General features: G+C 65.5%; 16 protein-coding genes. 9 read left to right on the forward strand and 7 right to left on the reverse strand.

Annotated elements, in window-relative coordinates:
• Positions 1 to 671 precede the first annotated feature (671 nt).
• Positions 672 to 1,802 carry an Lrp/AsnC family transcriptional regulator gene (locus FJ386_08350; protein ID MBM3876711.1) on the forward strand — a complete coding sequence of 377 codons (1,131 nt, stop codon included), beginning with the start codon at positions 672 to 674 and terminating at the stop codon, positions 1,800 to 1,802.
• Between the two features lie 92 nt (positions 1,803 to 1,894).
• On the opposite strand, the gene FJ386_08355 is transcribed toward FJ386_08350, so the two are convergent.
• The gene (locus tag FJ386_08355; GenBank protein ID MBM3876712.1) at positions 1,895 to 2,473 is read right to left on the reverse strand and encodes an aminodeoxychorismate/anthranilate synthase component II; all 579 of its coding nucleotides are present in this window, start codon (positions 2,471 to 2,473) and stop codon (positions 1,895 to 1,897) included.
• Positions 2,474 to 2,628: 155 nt separating this feature from the next.
• Here FJ386_08355 and FJ386_08360 point away from each other — a divergent pair, with 155 nt between their 5' ends.
• Together FJ386_08360 and FJ386_08365 are read left to right on the forward strand one after the other, a co-directional pair.
• Positions 2,629 to 3,492, forward strand: coding sequence for a GNAT family N-acetyltransferase (locus tag FJ386_08360; GenBank protein ID MBM3876713.1), 864 nt, complete (start codon positions 2,629 to 2,631; stop codon positions 3,490 to 3,492).
• Positions 3,493 to 3,576: 84 nt separating this feature from the next.
• Positions 3,577 to 5,187 carry an NAD(P)/FAD-dependent oxidoreductase gene (locus FJ386_08365; GenBank protein ID MBM3876714.1) on the forward strand — a complete coding sequence of 537 codons (1,611 nt, stop codon included), beginning with the start codon at positions 3,577 to 3,579 and terminating at the stop codon, positions 5,185 to 5,187.
• A gap of 15 nt (positions 5,188 to 5,202) precedes the next feature.
• Here the strand turns inward: FJ386_08365 and FJ386_08370 are convergent, their stop codons facing one another.
• Complete coding sequence (locus FJ386_08370; GenBank protein ID MBM3876715.1) at positions 5,203 to 5,784, reverse strand: hypothetical protein; 582 nt, start codon at positions 5,782 to 5,784, stop codon at positions 5,203 to 5,205.
• Between the two features lie 241 nt (positions 5,785 to 6,025).
• Between FJ386_08370 and trpS the strand changes: the two genes are divergently transcribed.
• Positions 6,026 to 6,991 carry a tryptophan--tRNA ligase gene (gene trpS, locus FJ386_08375; GenBank protein MBM3876716.1) on the forward strand — a complete coding sequence of 322 codons (966 nt, stop codon included), beginning with the start codon at positions 6,026 to 6,028 and terminating at the stop codon, positions 6,989 to 6,991.
• 27 nt (positions 6,992 to 7,018) lie between these two features.
• Here trpS and queG read toward each other — a convergent pair whose 3' ends face one another.
• Both queG and FJ386_08385 read right to left on the reverse strand, forming a co-directional pair.
• A complete protein-coding gene (gene queG, locus FJ386_08380; protein MBM3876717.1) occupies positions 7,019 to 8,116 on the reverse strand; it encodes a tRNA epoxyqueuosine(34) reductase QueG in 1,098 nt (365 codons plus the stop codon).
• The gene (locus tag FJ386_08385) at positions 8,113 to 8,652 is read right to left on the reverse strand and encodes a shikimate kinase (GenBank protein ID MBM3876718.1); all 540 of its coding nucleotides are present in this window, start codon (positions 8,650 to 8,652) and stop codon (positions 8,113 to 8,115) included. Before FJ386_08385 ends, queG begins: the two co-directional genes overlap by 4 nt.
• Before the next feature lie 86 nt (positions 8,653 to 8,738).
• Here FJ386_08385 and FJ386_08390 point away from each other — a divergent pair, with 86 nt between their 5' ends.
• The 4 genes from FJ386_08390 to FJ386_08405 all read left to right on the forward strand — a co-directional run bounded on the left by FJ386_08390 (position 8,739) and on the right by FJ386_08405 (position 13,791).
• Entirely contained in the window at positions 8,739 to 10,568 is a 1,830-nt protein-coding gene (locus FJ386_08390; GenBank protein MBM3876719.1) for a type IIA DNA topoisomerase subunit B, read from the forward strand.
• 254 nt (positions 10,569 to 10,822) lie between these two features.
• Positions 10,823 to 11,329: a DUF933 domain-containing protein gene (locus tag FJ386_08395; protein MBM3876720.1), complete on the forward strand. Its 507-nt coding sequence runs from the start codon at positions 10,823 to 10,825 to the stop codon at positions 11,327 to 11,329.
• A gap of 66 nt (positions 11,330 to 11,395) precedes the next feature.
• Complete coding sequence (locus FJ386_08400) at positions 11,396 to 13,510, forward strand: DNA topoisomerase IV subunit A (protein MBM3876721.1); 2,115 nt, start codon at positions 11,396 to 11,398, stop codon at positions 13,508 to 13,510.
• Positions 13,511 to 13,593: 83 nt separating this feature from the next.
• Positions 13,594 to 13,791: a hypothetical protein gene (locus tag FJ386_08405; protein MBM3876722.1), complete on the forward strand. Its 198-nt coding sequence runs from the start codon at positions 13,594 to 13,596 to the stop codon at positions 13,789 to 13,791.
• 43 nt (positions 13,792 to 13,834) lie between these two features.
• Here FJ386_08405 and carB read toward each other — a convergent pair whose 3' ends face one another.
• The 3 genes from carB to FJ386_08420 all read right to left on the reverse strand — a co-directional run bounded on the left by carB (position 13,835) and on the right by FJ386_08420 (position 17,778).
• The gene (gene carB, locus FJ386_08410; GenBank protein MBM3876723.1) at positions 13,835 to 15,625 is read right to left on the reverse strand and encodes a carbamoyl-phosphate synthase large subunit; all 1,791 of its coding nucleotides are present in this window, start codon (positions 15,623 to 15,625) and stop codon (positions 13,835 to 13,837) included.
• 164 nt (positions 15,626 to 15,789) lie between these two features.
• The gene (locus FJ386_08415; protein ID MBM3876724.1) at positions 15,790 to 16,920 is read right to left on the reverse strand and encodes a hypothetical protein; all 1,131 of its coding nucleotides are present in this window, start codon (positions 16,918 to 16,920) and stop codon (positions 15,790 to 15,792) included.
• A 153-nt stretch (positions 16,921 to 17,073) separates the two neighbouring features.
• Positions 17,074 to 17,778 carry a type II secretion system protein gene (locus tag FJ386_08420; protein MBM3876725.1) on the reverse strand — a complete coding sequence of 235 codons (705 nt, stop codon included), beginning with the start codon at positions 17,776 to 17,778 and terminating at the stop codon, positions 17,074 to 17,076.
• A gap of 191 nt (positions 17,779 to 17,969) precedes the next feature.
• Between FJ386_08420 and FJ386_08425 the strand changes: the two genes are divergently transcribed.
• Positions 17,970 to 18,289: amidohydrolase family protein (locus FJ386_08425; protein MBM3876726.1), on the forward strand; the 320-nt coding region annotated here is incomplete at its 3' end.

Genomic DNA, 18,289 nt, shown 5'->3' on the forward strand with positions numbered 1-18,289 from the left:
TTGTCGTTTCGCACAAGGGCCACATCTACTTCACCGAGACGGGCAAGAAGCAGGTCACGTTCGTCAACGCGAAGACGGGCGAGAAGCGCGCCGCCGACACGGGCATCACCGCGCCCAACGGCATCACGCTCTCGCCCGACCAGGGGACGCTCGCGGTGAGCGATTACCGCGGGCAGTTCACGTGGGTCTTCCGGATCGAGGCGGACGGCTCGCTGTCGGCGAAGGAGCCTTACATGACCATGCGCATGCCGGTTGACCCGAAGGGCGAGTGGAAGTTCAACGAACCGCCGCCGAAAAGCGCCGCGAGCGCCGGTGACGGCATGGTGAGCGACAGCCTCGGCCGCTACTACGTGACCAGCGCGCTCGGCGTGCAGGTGTTCGACCCGACGGGCCGCATGTGCGGCGTGCTGCCGAATCCCGGCGACAAAGGAATGACGAGCGTCACGATCGCGGGCGACAAGCTCGAATGGCTCTACGTGGCCTGCGGCGACAGGATTTTCCGCCGCAAGGTGCAGGCGACCGGAAATCTCTTCTTCAAATCACCCGTCGCCGAGGCGCCGGCGAAGAAGAAGTAGCCCTGTTCTCCACCAAGAATTGGTTGGCGTCCGACCCGGCCCTCCACCAACTTCTCCGCGAAGGTGCGGTCGCGCCGCACCGTCTGAAATCTCCGCATGAGCGCCATCGCCGTCCCCGTTGAGTTCGCCGATCCGCTGAACGCCCGCATCCTCGCGGTGAGCGAGGATCAGTTGCAGGGATTCCAGCGCGACCCGCTCGGCGAAATCGCGCGGCAGACCGGCCTGCCGCTGGACACCGTCATCGAGCGCATCCGCGCGATGCTCACCGCCGGCAACATCCGCCGCGTGCGCCAGACGCTGCTCGCCACGAACCTCGCGCAGGGCGCGCTCGTCGCCTGGCAGGTGCCGCAGGACAAACTCGACGCCGCGTTCGATTGGATGTTCCAGCAGGACCCGTTCAGCGGGCACGTTGTCACCCGCTCGACCGACGCGGCGACGCCGGGATCAAGTTACAAGCTGTGGACGACGCTGAAAGTCCCGCAGGGCTTCTCGCTGCGGAAGCACTGCGAGTTCCTCTGCACACGGACGGGCGCGGAGAAGTTCGTGCTGCTGCCTGCAAAGAAGCTGTTCGCGCTCGGTGTCGGCCATGTGCGGCGTCGCGGCATGGAACCCGGCAGCCGCGCCGACGTGCCCGCCGAGGCGACGGATGTTTCCGTGGTCGCGCTCAACGACCTCGAATGGCGCGTGCTCACCGCGCTCAAGCGCGAGTTTGAGCCGGAGGAACTCGTGCCGGACCTGTGGGCGGCGCGCGCGGCGGAAGCAGGCGTGCCGCCCGCCACGTTCATCGAGTTCGCCGAGGAGTTCGAGCGGCGCAAGATCATCGGGCGCTTCTCGACGTTCCTCGAACACGTCAAGCCGCAGAGCGACGGCGGGCGGGTGACGCGCTTCAACGCGCTCTTCCACTGGGCGGTGCCGCCGGGCCGCGAGATGGACGCGGGCCGCGAGGTGGGCCGGCATCACATCATGACCCACGCCTACTGGCGCGAGGGCGGGCCGGAATTCCGCAACGTGAACGTGATGGGCGTGGCGCACGGCACCGACAAGACGGTCGTGCTCGCGCACAAGTCGGCCATCGACGCGCACCTTCGTGAGGCGGGCATCGAGGTCGGCTACACGAACGTCTTTTGGGGCGGTCGCAGCGAAATCAAGCCCAGCGAAATCGCGCCGCAGGCGTATCGCGACTGGTGCGCGACGATGGGCCTCGAGGCTGAGCGGATGCGGGAGTAGCGAAGCCGGCCTTCCGTGGCATCAATCTGCGGCGGTCGGTCGTATCGGTTCCCTCCAACGGGACTCAGCCGTCCGCGCGGGTGCCCGCGCTTCTACACCGCCTGCAGCTTCAGGAAGTTCCGCATGATCTGCCTGCCGTTCTCCGTGAGGATGCTCTCGGGATGGAACTGCACGCCCCAGATCGGCCGCTCCTTGTGCCGCACGCCCATGATTTCACCCTCGTCCGTCTCGGCGGTCACTTCGAGGCACGCGGGCATCGAGTCGCGCCGGATCACGAGCGAGTGGTAGCGCGTGGCGTTAAAGGGATTCGCCATGCCCTCAAACAGATCGCGGCCGTCGTGGCGGATGGGCGAGGTCTTGCCGTGCATCATGCGGTGGTTCACCACCACGTCCGCGCCGAATGTGTGTCCGATGCACTGGTGCCCGAGGCACACGCCGAAGACCGGCACGCGCTGCCGCTCGCCGAACTCGCGGATGATCTCGTTCGAGAGCCCCGCCTCGCGCGGCGAGCATGGCCCCGGCGACACGAGCACGCGCTCCGGCCGCAACGCGCGCGCCTGCTCCACGGTAAGCTGGTCGTTGCGGTGGACCTGCATCGCCACGCCCAGTTCGCCGAGATACTGGACGAGGTTGTAGGTGAACGAATCGTAGTTGTCCAAGACCAGCACCATGCGTCGCGCGCGAACGTATCGCACGGGAGCGCGGGGGCAAGCGGCGAAATGCGGACTGGAGCCGAGGCGTGAGACGCGAGAGGTGAGAAGTGGCGGACCGGCAGCGCGGAGTGATTTAGTTTTGCCCGCAAACCGCACAGCCGCTACAGAAGGCCATGCCCGACCCGCTGCGCATCCGGAGGATGACTTCACAGGATGTGGGTTTTGGGATGGAACTCTGCGCGCTCGCGGGGTGGAACCAGACTCGGGACGACTGGATGAACTTGTTGCGTTGCGCCCAGGACGGCTGCTTCGTCGCCGAGTGGGAAGGCAAACCGGCAGGCACAGTCACGACGACGCGCTACGGCACCGACCTCGCGTGGATTGGCATGATGCTGGTGCATCCGTCGCAAAGGCGACAGGGCATCGGCCGCGCACTGATGCTCCACGCCCTTTCCCGCCTCCACGAACGTGGTGTGCGCTGCATCAAACTCGACGCCACGCCGGCCGGCCGGCCGCTCTATGAGAAGCTCGGTTTCCAAACGGAATGGACGTTTACCCGGTGTGTTCACGCGCGGCTCCCAGTGGTTGAGCCTCCTGCCAACTGCAAAGTCCGAAAGCTGCTGCCGTCAAGCTACGAGCCAGTTCAAGCCCTCGACTTGAAGGCGTTCGGAGCTGACAGGTTTTTCTTGGTGCGACGGATGCAGGACTTGGTGTCGCGCTCCCTTGTTGGCGCCACGATGAAGGCACGCGTGAACAGTTTCGGCTTCGTCCGAAGGGGGACCATTGCGTCCTATCTCGGGCCGATCGTTGCCGGGTCGCTTCCCGCCGCGGCGCCGGTGATCAAGTCCCTGCTGAACCCTCTCCAAGGTCGGGCTGTCCTTTGGGACATTCCCGACGCGCAGACAGGCGCGATCGAGTTCGCGAAGCGACTCGGCTTCGAGCCCGCGCGGCAGCTCACGCGAATGTTCCTCGGCGAAAACCTCTGTCCCGGCGTTCCGCGGATGATCTTTGCCCTCGCCGGCCCGGAGATTGGATGAACCACGAAGACACAAAGACACGAAGCGAAGGCGTTCTTCTTCGTGTCTTCGTGTCTTCGTGCCTTGGTGGTTGTCGTTGATTTCATGAACTCTCATCACGACGTTCTCCTTCTCGGCACCGGGCACAACGCGCTCGTGCTGCAGGCGTATCTCGCGCGGTGCGGGCTGCGCACACTCACGCTTGAGCGCGCCGCCGAACCCGGCGGCGGCTTGCTCACGATGGCGAACCCGCGGCTGCCCGGATTCACGCATCACCCGCACTCGTTCTTCCACCGTGCCATCACGCGGATGCCGTGGTTCCGCGACCTCGAACTTGCGCGCCACGGCGTGCGCTACATCGAGCCGGAGTTGAACGTGGCCATGCTGCTCCGCGATGGCAGTGCGTTGGAGTGGTGGACGGATTTCGAGCGCACCGCCGCGTCCTTCGCCGGATTCTCGCGCAAGGACGCCGAAGCCCTGCGCCGCTGGACCGAGGAGTTCCGCCCCATCGTCGAGCAAATCCTCGTGCCCGAAGCGCAGTCGCCGCCGCTGGAGCCGGAGCATCGCCGACAACTGCTCTCACGGAGCAAGCTTGGCCGTCGCCTGCTCGAAGTCTCCGCGCTCTCGCCAATCGAATTTGTCTCGCAGAACTTCGAGCACGACGCCCTCCGCGCCGGGCTGCTCTTCTTCAACGGCCTGCGCGAGGTGGACCTGCGTCAGCCCGGCTTCGGCCACGCCATCCCCGCGCTGCTCGCCTCACCCGCGAAGGCGCAGATGTGCGTGGGCGGCTCGGGCAACCTCGCGCGCGGGCTCGTCGCTGACATCGCGGAACACGGCGGCGAAGTGCGCTGCGGGGTGAACGTGGAGCGAATCGTCGTCCGTAACGGTCGCGCGTCCGGCGTGGCGCTCGACTCCGGCGAGATGCTGTCGGCGGACGCAATCGTGTCCGGGCTCAATCCACAGCAGACGTTCCTCCAATTGCTCGCGCCCGGGTCTGCACCCGAGGCGTTGCGCGAACGCGCGCGCAGGTTCCAATACAACCTGCTCGCCCCGCTCTTCGCGCTGAACGTCGCGCTCGACGAACCGCCGCGCTGGGCGGCATCCGCGCGGCGGCCGGAGCTCGGTCGCGCATTCATGTTCATCCTCGGACTCGAGCGGTTCGGGCAGTTTCACGACATCGTCTCGGCTCACGAGCGCGGTGAAATCCCGGCGACTGTCGCGTGGGGCGCGTGCCCGACGCTGTTCGACCCATCGCAATCGCCTGCCGGGAAACACACGGCGTTTCTGTGGGAGAAACTGCCCTTCGCGCTGCGCGGCGACGCCCGGGAGTGGGACCGCGAGGCCGCCGGGCACGGTTCGCGGCTGCTGAAGTTCTGGTCGCAGTTCGCGCCGAATCTCGCGGGGGGCGCGGTGCTCGACTGGTTCGCGCGCTCGCCGCTGGACACCGAGCGCACGCTGCCGAACATGACGGGTGGCGACTTGCTCGTCGGCTCGTTCGCGAACGGACAGGTGGGTTTCAACCGGCCGTTTCCCGGCGCGGGAAACTATCGCACGCCCATCGAGGGGCTTTACCTGTGCGGCGGTTCGACGCATCCGGGCGGCAACGTCACCGGCCTCTGCGGCTACAACGCGGCTCGCGTCATCGCCACCGACTGTGGCAAGCCGGTGTGGTGGAATCCGCCGGACATCGAGCCGCGACTCGCTGCGCTGGCTTGATCGTCGCGGCTTGCGTCAGCGGATTCCCGGCAGGCCGACGCTCGCCTCGATTTCCTGAAGCGGCCCGAGCGGGCGCTTCTTTTGGTCGTAGCGGTCGATGTTCGGCTGCCCGCTCCACAGTTTGTAAACCACCGTGCCGTCGTTCACGAGCACGAGCGCCTTGAACTGCCAGCCCGTCTCGTGGGTCTTGCGGTTGAAGCGGAACATGTCCATCACGAGATTCCCGTGGCGCCGGTTGCGCGTGACGGTGATGTCCATCTCGTAGCCCATCGCGCGGTCTTGGGCGGCGATGCACTGGCGCACCGGCACGGGCAGATCCTCGAGCCGGATGGAGTGGTTGGGCATGAAGCGCTGCATCAGTTCGAGGTGGTTCAGGATTTTCACGTTCGGGTTCGAGAACGGGTCGAAGCCCGACGTCTTGAGTTCGCACGCCGAGTCGGCGCCGAGCCCGATGCCGTCGAAGGCCGCCTTGGCGTCGTCGAAACTGCGCCACGGCGACTTGTCGGTGTGGCCACCGCTCGGGAACACACTGGCGCAACCCGCGCCCGTCAACAGCAACGCGGCGCACGCGGCCAGCCTGAGAGTCTGGATTTTCATGTGAAGTGGGGGTGAGATTCAAAAGAACCACAAACCGGGACAAAGCCGGTTCCGGCGCCTCAAACGGGTTCCTTGAAGCCCGTCCTCAATGCCGAGGCAAGGTAGCACGAATTGCCCGCACCTCAACCAGCCGGGGCTCAGGGAAAACACCGAGATTCGAGCGGCCTGTCGCCCCCCCCATGCTTTGAACCAAAACTTTGAACTTTGAACTTCCGTTCGCCTCCCTGCTACCGTCCCGCCCATGCGAATTTTGTCCGGCATCCAGCCCTCGGGCGCGCTGCACCTCGGCAACTACTTCGGCATGATGCGCCCGGCCATCGAACTGCAGGCGCGGGGCGAGTGCTTCTACTTCATCGCCGACTACCACTCGATGACGTCGCTGACGGACCCCGCCGGGCGCCGACGCAACACGCTCGACGTGGCGCTGGACTTCCTCGCGTGCGGACTCGACCCGGCGCGCTCGGTCTTCTTCCGCCAGTCGGATGTGCCCGAAGTCACCGAACTCACGTGGCTGCTCTCGAGCGTGACGCCGATGAGCCGGCTCGAACTCTGCCACAGCTACAAGGACAAGGTCGCCCACGGCCTCTCTCCGAACCACGGCCTCTTCGCCTATCCCGTGCTCATGGCGGCGGACATCCTCATCTACGACTCGAACCTCGTGCCCGTTGGGCGCGACCAGAAGCAGCACGTCGAAATCACCCGCGACATCGCCGCGAAGTGGAACGAACTCTACGGCCAGACCTTCGTCATCCCCGAGGCCGAAATCCGCGACGCCGTCGCCGCCGTGCCTGGCACCGACGGCCAGAAGATGAGCAAGAGCTACGGCAACACCATCGAGATTTTCGGCGACGAGAAGGCGCTGCGGAAAAAGATCATGTCCATCGTGATGGACAGCCGCGCGCCGCAGGAGCCCAAGCCGGACGCGGACAAGAATATCGCCGTGCAACTGCTCCAGCTTGTCGCGCCGCCGGACATTGCCAGCGGCTTCGAGCAACGCCTGCGCGCCGGCGGCCTCGGCTACGGCGACTTGAAGAAGGCGCTCTTCGAGCACTACTGGAACTGCTTTGCACCCGCCCGCGCGCGGCGGGCTGAATTGGAGAAAAACCTCGACCACGTCCACACCGTGCTCCGCAACGGCGCGGCGAAAGCGCGCGCGCTGGCGCAGACGGTGGTGAACCGCGCCAGGTCGGCGAGCGGGTTGACGTAGCCCGGCGGCACGAGAAGGACGTCGGGGCTAACCTCGCCCGTCCGCGGCTCGGTGCTCGATTTGTGCCGTTGCCCATCGTGCATGCTCCGCGATGAGCGGCTCTGGATCGCGGGTCGCCTTCAAGAGTGCAGGCCGTGCGTCTTCGTGCCCCGTGTTCCCGAGCGCGACGCAGACGTTGCGCAAGAGGCCGCGCCGTTTGGTCCGGAGGATCGGCGTGCCGGCGAAGCGCTGCTTGAATGCCGCGTCGTCGAGCGCGAGCAGTTCGAGCAAGTCGGACTGCGCGAGGTCCGCACGGGCGTGGGCTTTCATCATCCGGCCTTCGCGGGCAAACCTGTTCCAGGGGCAAACTTCGAGGCAGTCGTCGCAGCCGAAGATGCGCGCGCCCATCGCGGGACGGAGTTCGACGGGGATGCTGCCTTTCAACTCGATCGTGAGGTAGGAGATGCAGAGCCGCGCATCGAGTTCGAACGGCGCGGTGATGGCGCGCGTCGGGCACGCCGTGATGCAGCGCGTGCACGTGCCGCAGCGGTTGCGCTCGGACGCGTCGGGCTCCAGCTCCAGCGTGGTGAGGATTTCGGCGAGGAAGAACCAGTTGCCGAGGGCGCGGTTGATGAGGTTCGTGTGTTTGCCGATGAAGCCGGCGCCCGCGCGTTGCGCAAGGTCGCGTTCGAGCACGGGACCGGTGTCCACATACCACAGCGAGCGTGTGCCGGAGCCGCCGAGCGCGTCCACGAACGCGGCGAGTTCTCGCGACCGCTCGCCGAGCACGTCGTGGTAATCGCGGAACCGCGCGTAACGGGCGATGATGCCGGGCCTTGGGTCGCGGGTCTCGGGTTTCGGCTTGGCGCCGTCTGGCGCGGACTCCGCGCCCGAAACCTGAAACCGGGGCGACGAAACTGCGCCAGCGTAGCTGGCGACGAGACAGATCACGGACCGCGCGCCCTCGAGCACGCGCTGCGGCTCGACCCGTTTCGGCGCGTTGCGCGCGAGGTAGCCCATGTCGCCGTGGCGTCCGTCGGCGATCCACCGCTCGAAGTTCGGCGCGCTCGCGGGCGGTCGCGCCGTGGTGAAGCGGCAGTCGTCGAAGCCGAGTTCGAGCGCCCGCGTGCGAATGGCGTCCTTCATCCTGACTTCTCGCGCGCCTGGCGGAATTGCAACAGCACATGTTGCGCGACTTCGCGGATGGAGCGCGACTCGGTGTTGATGAGCAGGTCCGCCTGCTTGTAAGCCTTCTCGCGCTGCGCGAGGAGTTCGCGAATCTTCGACAGCGGGTCGGGGTCTTGCAGCAACGGCCGGTGGGTGTGCCCGCGCGTGCGCTCCAGGATGGTCGCGGGCGTCGCCCACAGGCAGGCGACAAGCGCGTGCGACTTGAGGCTCGCGAGGTTCGCGGGATTCACGATGAGGCCGCCGCCCGTGGAAATCACCATGTCGGCACGCGCCGCGAGCCCGTCGAGCACCTCGGTTTCGAGGCGCCGGAACAGGGCCTCGCCCGCCTCGGTGAAGATGTCGCCGATGTTGCGGCCTGTCCGCGCCTCGATCATCGCGTCCGTGTCCACGAATTCGAAGCCGAGCTCCTGCGCGACGAGCTGGCCGACGGACGACTTGCCCGTGCCCATGAAGCCCGCGAGGGCGAGGTTGCGGATGGTTCGGGGCTCGGCCATGTGGCGAGGATGCCGGACGCGGCGCGGCCCGTCACGTTTCCAGTTGGCAATTCGCGCGCGGCGTTCCCATCATTCGTGCGCGACGCATGGCCGACAACAAGAAGCACGTTTACGACGAGAGCAAGATCAAGACGCTCTCGAGCATCGAGCACATCCGCCTGCGCACGGGCATGTATATCGGGCGGCTCGGCGACGGCTCGCACTATGACGACGGCTGCTACATCCTCCTCAAGGAGGTCTTGGACAACGCGGTGGACGAATTCATCATGGGCCACGGGCGCGAGGTCCATATCGAACTCAAGGACGGCGTGGTGTCCGTGCGCGATTTCGGCCGCGGCATCCCCCTGGGCAAGGTGATTGACTGCGTGTCGCAGATCAACACGGGCGCGAAATACAACGACGACGTGTTTCAGTTCAGCGTCGGCCTCAACGGCGTGGGCACCAAGGCGGTCAACGCGCTGTCGCAGGCGTTCCTCGTGCGCAGCCATCGCGAGGGCGAGTTTGTCGAGGCGGCGTTCAAGCAGGGCCGGCTCAAGAAGGATGGGAAGGGCAAAACGAAGGAGGCGGACGGCACGTTCGTGCGGTTCACGCCGGACCCGGACATCTTCAAGGACATCCAGTGGCGCGACGAGTTCATCGAGAAACGCCTCCGCCACTACGCGTATCTGAACACGGGGCTGAAGCTCGTTTACAACGGCAAGCCCTTCGTCTCGCGCCACGGGTTGAGCGACCTGGTGATGGAGAACCTCGCCGCGGACAACGCCGAGCCGATCTACCCGCCGCTGCATTACACGAGCAAGATGCTCGAGTTCTGCTTCACGCACAGCAACAGCCGCTACGGCGAGGTGATCCTGTCGTTCGTGAACGGCCAATACACGAGCGACGGCGGCACGCACCTGTCGGCGTTCCGCGAGGGGTTGCTCAAGGCGGTGAACGAGTTCAGCAAGGGCGGCTTCGAGGGCGACGACGTGCGCGAGGGCATCGTGGGCGCGGTGGCGATCCGGTTGAAGGACCCCGTGTTCGAGTCGCAGACGAAGAACAAGCTCGGCAACACGGAAATCCGCACCGAGCTGGTGAACAACGTGCGGCAGGAACTGCTGCACTTCTTCAGCCGCAACAAGAACATCGCCGAGATGATCCTCGCAAAGGCCGAGGACAGCCGGCAGCTCCGCAAGGAATTGCAGGAGGTGAAGAAGCTCGCGCGCGAACGCGCCAAGGCCATCACGCTGCGCATCCCGCAGCTCAAGGACTGCAAGCGGCACTTCGACAAGGAGCGCGGCAAGGGCGGCGGCTCGATGATCTTCATCTGCGAGGGGCAGAGCGCCGCGGGCTCGATCGTGAGCTGCCGCAACGTGGACACGCAGGCCATCTTCACGCTCAAGGGCAAGCCGCTCAACGTGTGGGACCTCAAGCGCGACGCCGTCTACAAGAACGACGAGCTCTACAACCTCATGCGCGCGCTCGACATCGAGGACAGCATCGCCAACCTCCGCTACGAGAAGGTCATCCTCGCCACGGACGCCGACGTGGACGGGCTGCACATCCGCAACCTGATGATCACCTACTTCTTCCGCTTCTTCGACCCGCTCGCGCACGACGGGCACCTGTTCGTGCTGGAGACGCCGCTGTTCCGCGTGCGCACCAAGGAGCGCACCACCTACTGCTACAGCGAAGCCGAACGCGACGCCGCCGTTGCGGCGATGGGAAAGAGCGCCGAGATCACGCGCTTCAAGGGGCTCGGTGAAATCAGCCCGAAGGAATTCGCGCAGTTCATCGGCGACGACATGCGCCTGAGCCAGGTGGAATACGCGCCCAAGACCGAGGCGACAGGCATTCTGGGATTCTACATGGGCAAGAACACGCCCGAACGGCGCGACTACATCATGGAGAACCTCGTCGTGCCGGTGGAGGACTGACCGCATCCGCCCGTGGTTCCACCCTTGACCCCGCCCGCACACGGGACTAAGCAGGGCCGGTGAAATTTTCCCTCTTCGGCATCACTTCGATCACGCCCGGCCGGCATAATCTCAAGGACCCGCGACTCGACCAGGTGGACAAACTCGTCGAGGCGCAGAAGAAGGCTTGCGCGCAGGTGGACGTCGTCACCGACAAGGAACTGCTCACAGCCGACGCCATTCTCACAACGCGCGCCGCGCTGAGCGACCTGTTGATGAAGGACCTCGAAGCCGTCGAGACGCGCCTCGGCCGCGGGCCCGCCGCGGCGGAGAAGGCCGTGCTCGAAAAACTCGCCGAGGCGTTGATGAGCGAGAACCCCGTGTCCTCCGCCGGGCTCGCTCCGGAGGAACTCGCGGCCATCTCGGCGCACAACTTCATCTCCACCAAGCCGGTCGTCGCCGCCGACGCCGCGGAACTTGCGGAGCCGGACGCGCTGCTGTTGCGCGCGTTCGCGGAGAGCGGGTGGATCAGCTTCCTCACCGTCGGCGGGAAGGAGAACCGCGCGTGGCCCATCCGCGCCGGCTCGACCGCGTGGGAGGCCGCGGGCAGCATCCACACCGACATCCAGAAGGGGTTCATCCGCGCCGAGGTCATCAGCTTCGCGGACCTCGTCGAATGCGGCGGCGAGACGCAGGCCAAGCGCGCCGGCAAGCTGCGCCTCGAACTCAAGACCTACGTGATGCAGGACTGCGACGTGGTGAACTTCCGGTCGGGCAAGTAGCCGCCCATTGCTGCGCGCCGCCCAAACTTGCCTCGGCCTGTCCGCTCCGGTCTAATCCGCGTGACGATGAGCGCCGCCAGAAACAAGCCCGACGCCGCACAGCCCGAGCTTCCCATCGGGGGCGCACCGAAGCCCGCACCATCGAAGTCGCGACGCGACGGCAACGGCTCCGGCCGCATCGTCGCTGAATCCGTCACGTCGCCGCACGCGGCGGCGCGTCCGTTTGTGCCGGGCAAGATCGAGCTTCCGCTGCACCGTCGCATGGACCGCGGCTTCCTCGAATACGCCAGCTACGTCATCCGCGACCGCGCCATCCCGCACCTCGCCGACGGCCTCAAGCCTGTGCAGCGGCGCATCCTGTGGGCGCTGCACGAGAAGGACGACGGCAAGTTCATCAAGGTCGCCAACGTCACCGGCCACGCGATGCAGTATCACCCGCACGGCGACGCCTCCATCGGTGACGCGCTCGTGGTGCTCACGAACAAGCGCTACCTCATCGAGGGCCAGGGCAACTTCGGCAACGTCTTCACCGGCGACCTCGCCGCCGCGCCGCGTTACATCGAGTGCCGCCTCACCGAGCTCGCGCGCAACGAGCTGTTCAACGACGAGATCACCGCGTTCGTGCCGAGTTACGACGGGCGCAACCGCGAGCCCGTCACGCTCCCGTGCAAGCTGCCCCTGCTGCTCATGCTCGGCACCGAGGGCATCGCGGTCGGTTTGTCGGCGAAGATTCTTCCGCACAACTTCCCCGAGCTGCTCGCGGCGCAGATCGCGATCCTCAAGAAGGAATCGTTCAAGTGCCTGCCCGATTTCCCAACGGGCGGGCTGATGGACGCGCGTGATTATCGCGACGGCCGCGGCACGGTAAAGGTGCGCGCCAAGATCAAGGTCAAGGACGAGCAAACCGTCGTCATCAAGGAAATCCCGCCCGGCACGACGACCGACTCGCTCATCGCGTCCATCGAGGACGCCGCGCGCAAGGGCAAGATCAAGGTCAAGACGATCAACGACTTTACGTCCGAGGACGTCGAGATCGAGATCAAGGCGCCGGCGGGTGTGAGCGCGGCGCAGTTGGAGGACGCCCTCTACGCATTCACCGACTGCGAGGTCACCATCGCGAGCCGCATCGTGGTCATCCGCGAGAACCGCCCCGTCGAACTGACCGTCAGCGAGGTGTTGCGCGAGAACACCGGGCGCGTCGTCGCGCTGCTCAAGCACGAACTCGAACTCAAGCAGCGCCAGCTCGAGGACGAGCTGCACTTCCGCACGCTGGAGCGCATCTTCATCGAGGAACGCATCTACAAGCTCATCGAGAAATGCCGGACCCGCGACGCCGTGCTCGCGGCGGTGCGCGACGGCTTCAAGCCGTTCCGCCGCCAGTTGCTCCGCGAGTTGACCGACGCCGACGTCGAGCGCCTGCTGCAGGTGCGCATCCGGCGCATCTCGCTCTTTGACATCGCGCAGCACCGCGAGGAGATGGAGCAGACCAAGACCGGGCTCGGCGAGACGCGCCGGCACCTGAAGAACGTGGTGAAGTTCGCCCTCGCGCACCTTGAAGCGCTGCTGGAGAAATACGGCCCGCAGTATCCGCGGCTCTCGACGAAGTCCTCGCGGCACGAGGAGGTGGACGCGAAGGCCGTCGCGTTCAAGGCGTTCAAGGTCGCCTACGACCGCGAGAGCGGCTACGTGGGCCACAAGGTCAGCGGCGACGAGTTCAAACTCGAATGCACCAAGTTCGACAAGGTCCTCATCGTCTCGAAGGACGGCACCTACAAGGTCACGGAGCTGCCGGAGAAACTGTTCGTCGGGCCGGATCTGTTCTACTGCGGGCTGCCCGAGCGCGAGCGCGTGTTCACCTGCGTTTACACCGACCGTGAGGCGACCTATCTGAAGCGCTTCACCTTCGGCGGCTCGATCCTCAACAAGGTTTATCGCTGCATCCCCGACAAGGCGCGCATTTTGTTCTTCGCGCCCGACACGCCCAAGCTGCTTTACGTGCGCTACAAGCCCGCGTTGCATCAGAAGATCCACCAGCAAACGTGCAAGCCCGACCAGGTGGACGTGAAAAGCCCGAAAACCCGCGGCCGGATGATCTCGGTCAAGGCCATCGGCTCCGTGACCGCCGAGCCCACGCGCGGCTGGGACGAGCATGCGACGACGACCGAGATTCTGTTTGCGTGACGCTGCGCCGGACGTGACGCTCGGCGTTCGACCCGCGGAGCTGAATTGGGGCCGGTGACGGCCGGAAAGAAACGACCCGACTTATGCCAGACGACTATCAAATCGGCTCCGATGTGGAGTGGCTCAAGCACTCGAACGAGGAACTCGCGCGGCTGCTGAAGAAGCGCGACCGGCACATCGCGTTGCTTCGCATCACACTGCTGCTCGCGCTCGGCGCGCTCGGCTGGGCGGTGTGGAAGTTCAGCCGGAAGGCGCCGGTGAACGAGTTGTGGAACTTCTGAGCCGGGCGCGCGCGATCCGGGCGGAGGGGCACAGCCGCCGTCGTCAGTGATACTCCTGCACGGTGCGGACTTCGTAGCCGGACTTTTTCAGCGCGGCGATGCCGAGGGCGGCGGCGCGCGCGCCCGAGAGCGTCGTCATGATCGGCGTGTTGGTGTAAACGGCGGTGGTGCGAATCTTCACCTCGTCGGCGCGCGGCGTGGCGCCGCTGGGCGTGTTGATGACGAGTTGGATGTCCCGGTTCTTGAGCAGGTCAATGGCGTTGGGCCGGCCTTCGGACAGCTTGAAGACGCGTTCCACTTCCAGCCCGGCTTTTTCCAGCACCGATGCCGTGCCGCCGGTGGCGACGAGGTCGAACCCGAGACCGGCGAACTGTCGCGCGACTTCGGCCACGTCTTTCTTGTGGTGGTCGCTGACGCTGATGAAGACCCTGCCCTTGAGCGGCAACGGCGCGAGCGCGGCCATTTGCGACTTGGCGTAGGCGATGCCAAGGTCGGCGTCCAGACCCATGACCTCGCCGGTCGAGCGCATCTCGGGCGAGAGTAGAATGTCCTGCCCGTGAAAGCGGTTGAACGGGAATACGGACTCCTTCACGGCCCAATACTTCGGCCAAACTTCCTGGGTGAAGCCGAGTGCCTTGAGCGACTTGCCGGCCATGACTTTCGCGGCGAGTTTCGCGAGCGGGAATCCGATGGCCTTGCTGACGAACGGCACGGTGCGCGACGCGCGCGGGTTGACCTCGAGGCAATACACATCGTCGCCCTTCACGGCGTATTGCACGTTCATCAGGCCGATGACCTTGAGTTCGCGCGCCATCGCGTGCGTGTAATCGCGGATGGTGGCGATGACGTTCTCGGAAAGCGTGTGCGGCGGCAGCACCATCGCGGCGTCGCCCGAGTGGACGCCGGCGAACTCGATGTGCTCGAGCATCCCGCCGAGGATGATCGTGCCGTCAGCCGGGTTGTCGAAGTGCCCGACATCGGCGATGCAGTCCACGTCCACCTCGGTGGCGTCCTCGAGGAATTTGTCCACGAGCACGGGACGTTCGGGTGAAGCCTCGACGGCGAACCTCATGTAGTGCGACAGCTCCGCGTCGGAATAGACGATCTGCATCGCGCGACCGCCGAGCACAAAGCTCGGGCGCACGAGCACGGGATAGCCGAGTTTCTTCGAGGCCGCGAGCGCCTCGGCCTCGTTCACCGCAAGGCCGTTGGCCGGCTGCGGGATGTTGAGCTTGCGCAGCATCGCGGCGAAGAGCTTGCGGTCCTCGGCGGTCTCGATGCTCTGAGGCGAGGTGCCGATGATGTTGACGCCGTTCTTCTGGAGGCCGAGCGCGAGGTTGAGTGGCGTCTGCCCGCCGAATTGCGCGATGGCGCCCCAGCATTGCTCGCGCTCGTAAATGTGCAGCACGTCCTCGAGCGTGAGCGGCTCGAAGAAAAGTTTGTCGCTCGTGTCGTAGTCGGTCGAGACTGTCTCGGGATTGGAGTTGACCATCAGCGTCTCGAAGCCGTCCTCCTTGAGCGCGAAGGCGGCGTGGACGCAGCAGTAGTCGAACTCGATGCCCTGCCCGATGCGGTTCGGGCCGCCGCCGAGGATCATCACCTTCTTCTTCGGCGTGGCCTTCACTTCGTCGTCGCCGCGGTCGTAGGTCGAGTAGTAATAGGGCGTGTAAGCCTCGAACTCGGCCGCACAGGTGTCCACGAGGCGGTAGCTCGGCACAAGGCCGAGGTGCTTGCGTTGCGCGCGGATGTCGTCCTCGGTCCGGCCGGTAAGATGGGCGACCTGCCGGTCGGAGAAGCCGAGCGACTTGGCTTTGGCGAGTTGTTCGGGCGTCATCGGTTGTGGGCGGCGGAAAAAAAGTCCGGCGAAGTAAGCCTGACCCGGAGGGCGGCTGGCAAGCCTGTTGAGGCCTGCCCACGCTTCCTCATCTTCATCTTCATCCTAATCCCAATCTCTCCAGCGAGACGATGAGGATGAGGAACACGATCGTGGCTCGGGTGTTAAGGACGTTCCCCGAGTTTGGGCGGCGCGCCGGATCCGCCCTCCGCGAGGGGCACGTTCATCGCGCGGCGCAGTTCCGTGGCGAGCCATGCGAGTTCCTCGTTGGTGCGGCCGGTGAAGAAGCCGTGCTTTGTGCCGCCGGCGGCGATGACCTGCAGTTCCATCACGGGCACTGCATTGACGGTCATGCCGCTCGGGCCGACTTGGATGGACGTGATTTCGGCGCGCGTGGACTTGAAGGTCTTCGAGCCGAAGGGCGACTGTCGGACGATCATGAGGTCGGTTGGCGAGGCGCGCAGCGAGGCCTTTCGACGCGCGAGGTTGATGGCGCCGAGTAGCATGCCGATGCCGATGGCTTCGAATCCCGCGAGGAAGACGAAGATGAACCATGGCGGCTTGTCGCCTTTCACGCTGTCCGAGAGCCCAGCCACGGTGAACGCGGCGAGCACGACGCTGGAAAGCAGCAGCCAGAAAATCGAGAAGATCAACAGGAACCGCGCCTGGCCTTTGAAGCCCGTTGGTGGAAGCGTAGCGAGGATCGCGTCGCCTTGCGGCATGACCCGGATGTTGGTGCCGGTCGGCGGTTCGCGGCGTTCTTCGTTGACGAGCGCCTCGGCGGTGGATTCACCCGGCCCGAAAACCTTGGTTGCCTCAAGGGGAACGCCGGTTTCCTTGCCGAGCTTGGTGGAGAGTTCGCTGGCGAGCGCCTCGACGAGCGCTCGCGGGTAGCCGAGCACGATGAAGCGCGGCTTGCCGTCATCCATCTCGGCCATGAGCGTGCCGACGTCCGAAAGCGGTCCTGAGGTGACGGGCTGGTCGTTGATGCGCGCGGCGCCGGAGGAAGCCATGAAGCGCCGGATGGCGCCCGGCTTGAACCGGCGGGTCCAGTGGAACGGCCCGCCGCGCTCACGGGCGCGCAGCTCGCCTCCTTCGGACTCGATTTCGCAATGGCCGATCATGGATATGACGCCGAAACCGATGATGAAAAGGCCGGCGAGAATGAAGGGAATTCCGAACAGGGCGAACAACACGCCACCGATGCTGAAGGCGCTTTTCTGCGTTATCACCAGCGCCATGACGGTCCAGAAGACGGCAAAGCCGCCAAACAGGACGCCAAATGCGACGGCCACGCAACCGACCGCTTTCAGCTGGCCTGTCTGACGCCGTGGCAGCACGTAGCGTGTGCCGTGGCGAATGAGTTCAACGCGGATTTCGGGAGGCAGCGGCGATGCCATAACGTGACAAAAGACAATGGCCGCGCTGCAAGAGTTGCAAGCCGGATTTCAGAAATCCCAGCCGTCCTGGCTGTGGAAACTCCACCAGTCGTTCTCGCTGGGCAATCCCTTGTAGCGTCCGGCGTGGCCGTCCTTGTAAACGAGGTTGATGCCCATGTTGTGCGGCATGGTGCGGAAGTCCCAGTAGGGCATCTCCCAGATGAGCACGGCGTCCTGCGGGCGCACGGATGCGCTGTCGTGCCGGCCGCTCACGGGGCGGGGCAAGTCGTAGTTGTTGATCTGGCGGTTCCAGTAGATGTGGTTCCAGACGTAAGTGTTGGTGAAGTTGGCGACCACGCGCGTCCACAGCACGTCGTTGCGGAGTTGGATGCCCTTGATGCCGCCGGCGCATTGAAAGCTTTTCGACTGCACGTTGGTTTGGACACCGAGATGCATGGCGAGCAGTTCGGGCAGCCAGATGGCCTCGGTCCGAAGCGGAAAGGTGTTGCCCCAGTAGCGGCCCCAGTTGCGCGGGAGCGGCAGGCGTTCGTCCGCCTCCTGCGTGTAGAGCCCGATGGCCAGGCCGAGCTGGCGCTCGTTGTTGAGGCAGCTCGCCTCATGCCCCTTGGCCTTTGCCTTGGCCAGCGCCGGGAGAAGCATCCCCGCAAGAATTGCGATGATGGCGATGACGACGAGAAGTTCGATCAGCGTGAAGGCACGCGCGCCCCCGGTCGGGCCGAAGCAGATCCGGGTGGTGCGAAGGGTCGGTCTCATATCGGTAAGGCTGGAACGGTCGCGGGCAGTCGTGCCCAGAGTTGTGCGCACCCTACGAAGGCCGAGGAGGCGAGTCAACGACCACCCTGATGCCAGATGACTGCTGACAAATCGGGCCGGCGCGACTATTCCTCCATCAACACGATTCAGCCGTGAAGCCGTCCCTCCTTGCCGCAGCACTTCTCATTGCCATGCCTCGCGCCGCCTTGCCACAGGATCACCCGCTCGCGCCCGACCTGGTCGTCCTCAACGCCGACATCCGCACCCTGCACCCGCGCAATCCGCGCATGCAGGCGCTCGCCGTCCGGGACGGCCGGATTTTCCTGCTGGGCGACTCCGCGACGGTCCGGAAGCTCGCGATGAAGCAAACACGCGTCATCGACGCGAAAGGGATGCTCGCGCCCGGCATGCTCGCGGACTTTGTGATGCTCGACCGCAACCTCTTCACCGTGCCGCCCGACGAACTCCAGCATGCGCGGGTCGCCCTCACGGTCATGGACGGCCGCGTCGT

It is taken from the genome of Verrucomicrobiota bacterium, assembly GCA_016871675.1.
Classification (GTDB): Bacteria; Verrucomicrobiota; Verrucomicrobiia; order Limisphaerales; family VHCN01; genus VHCN01.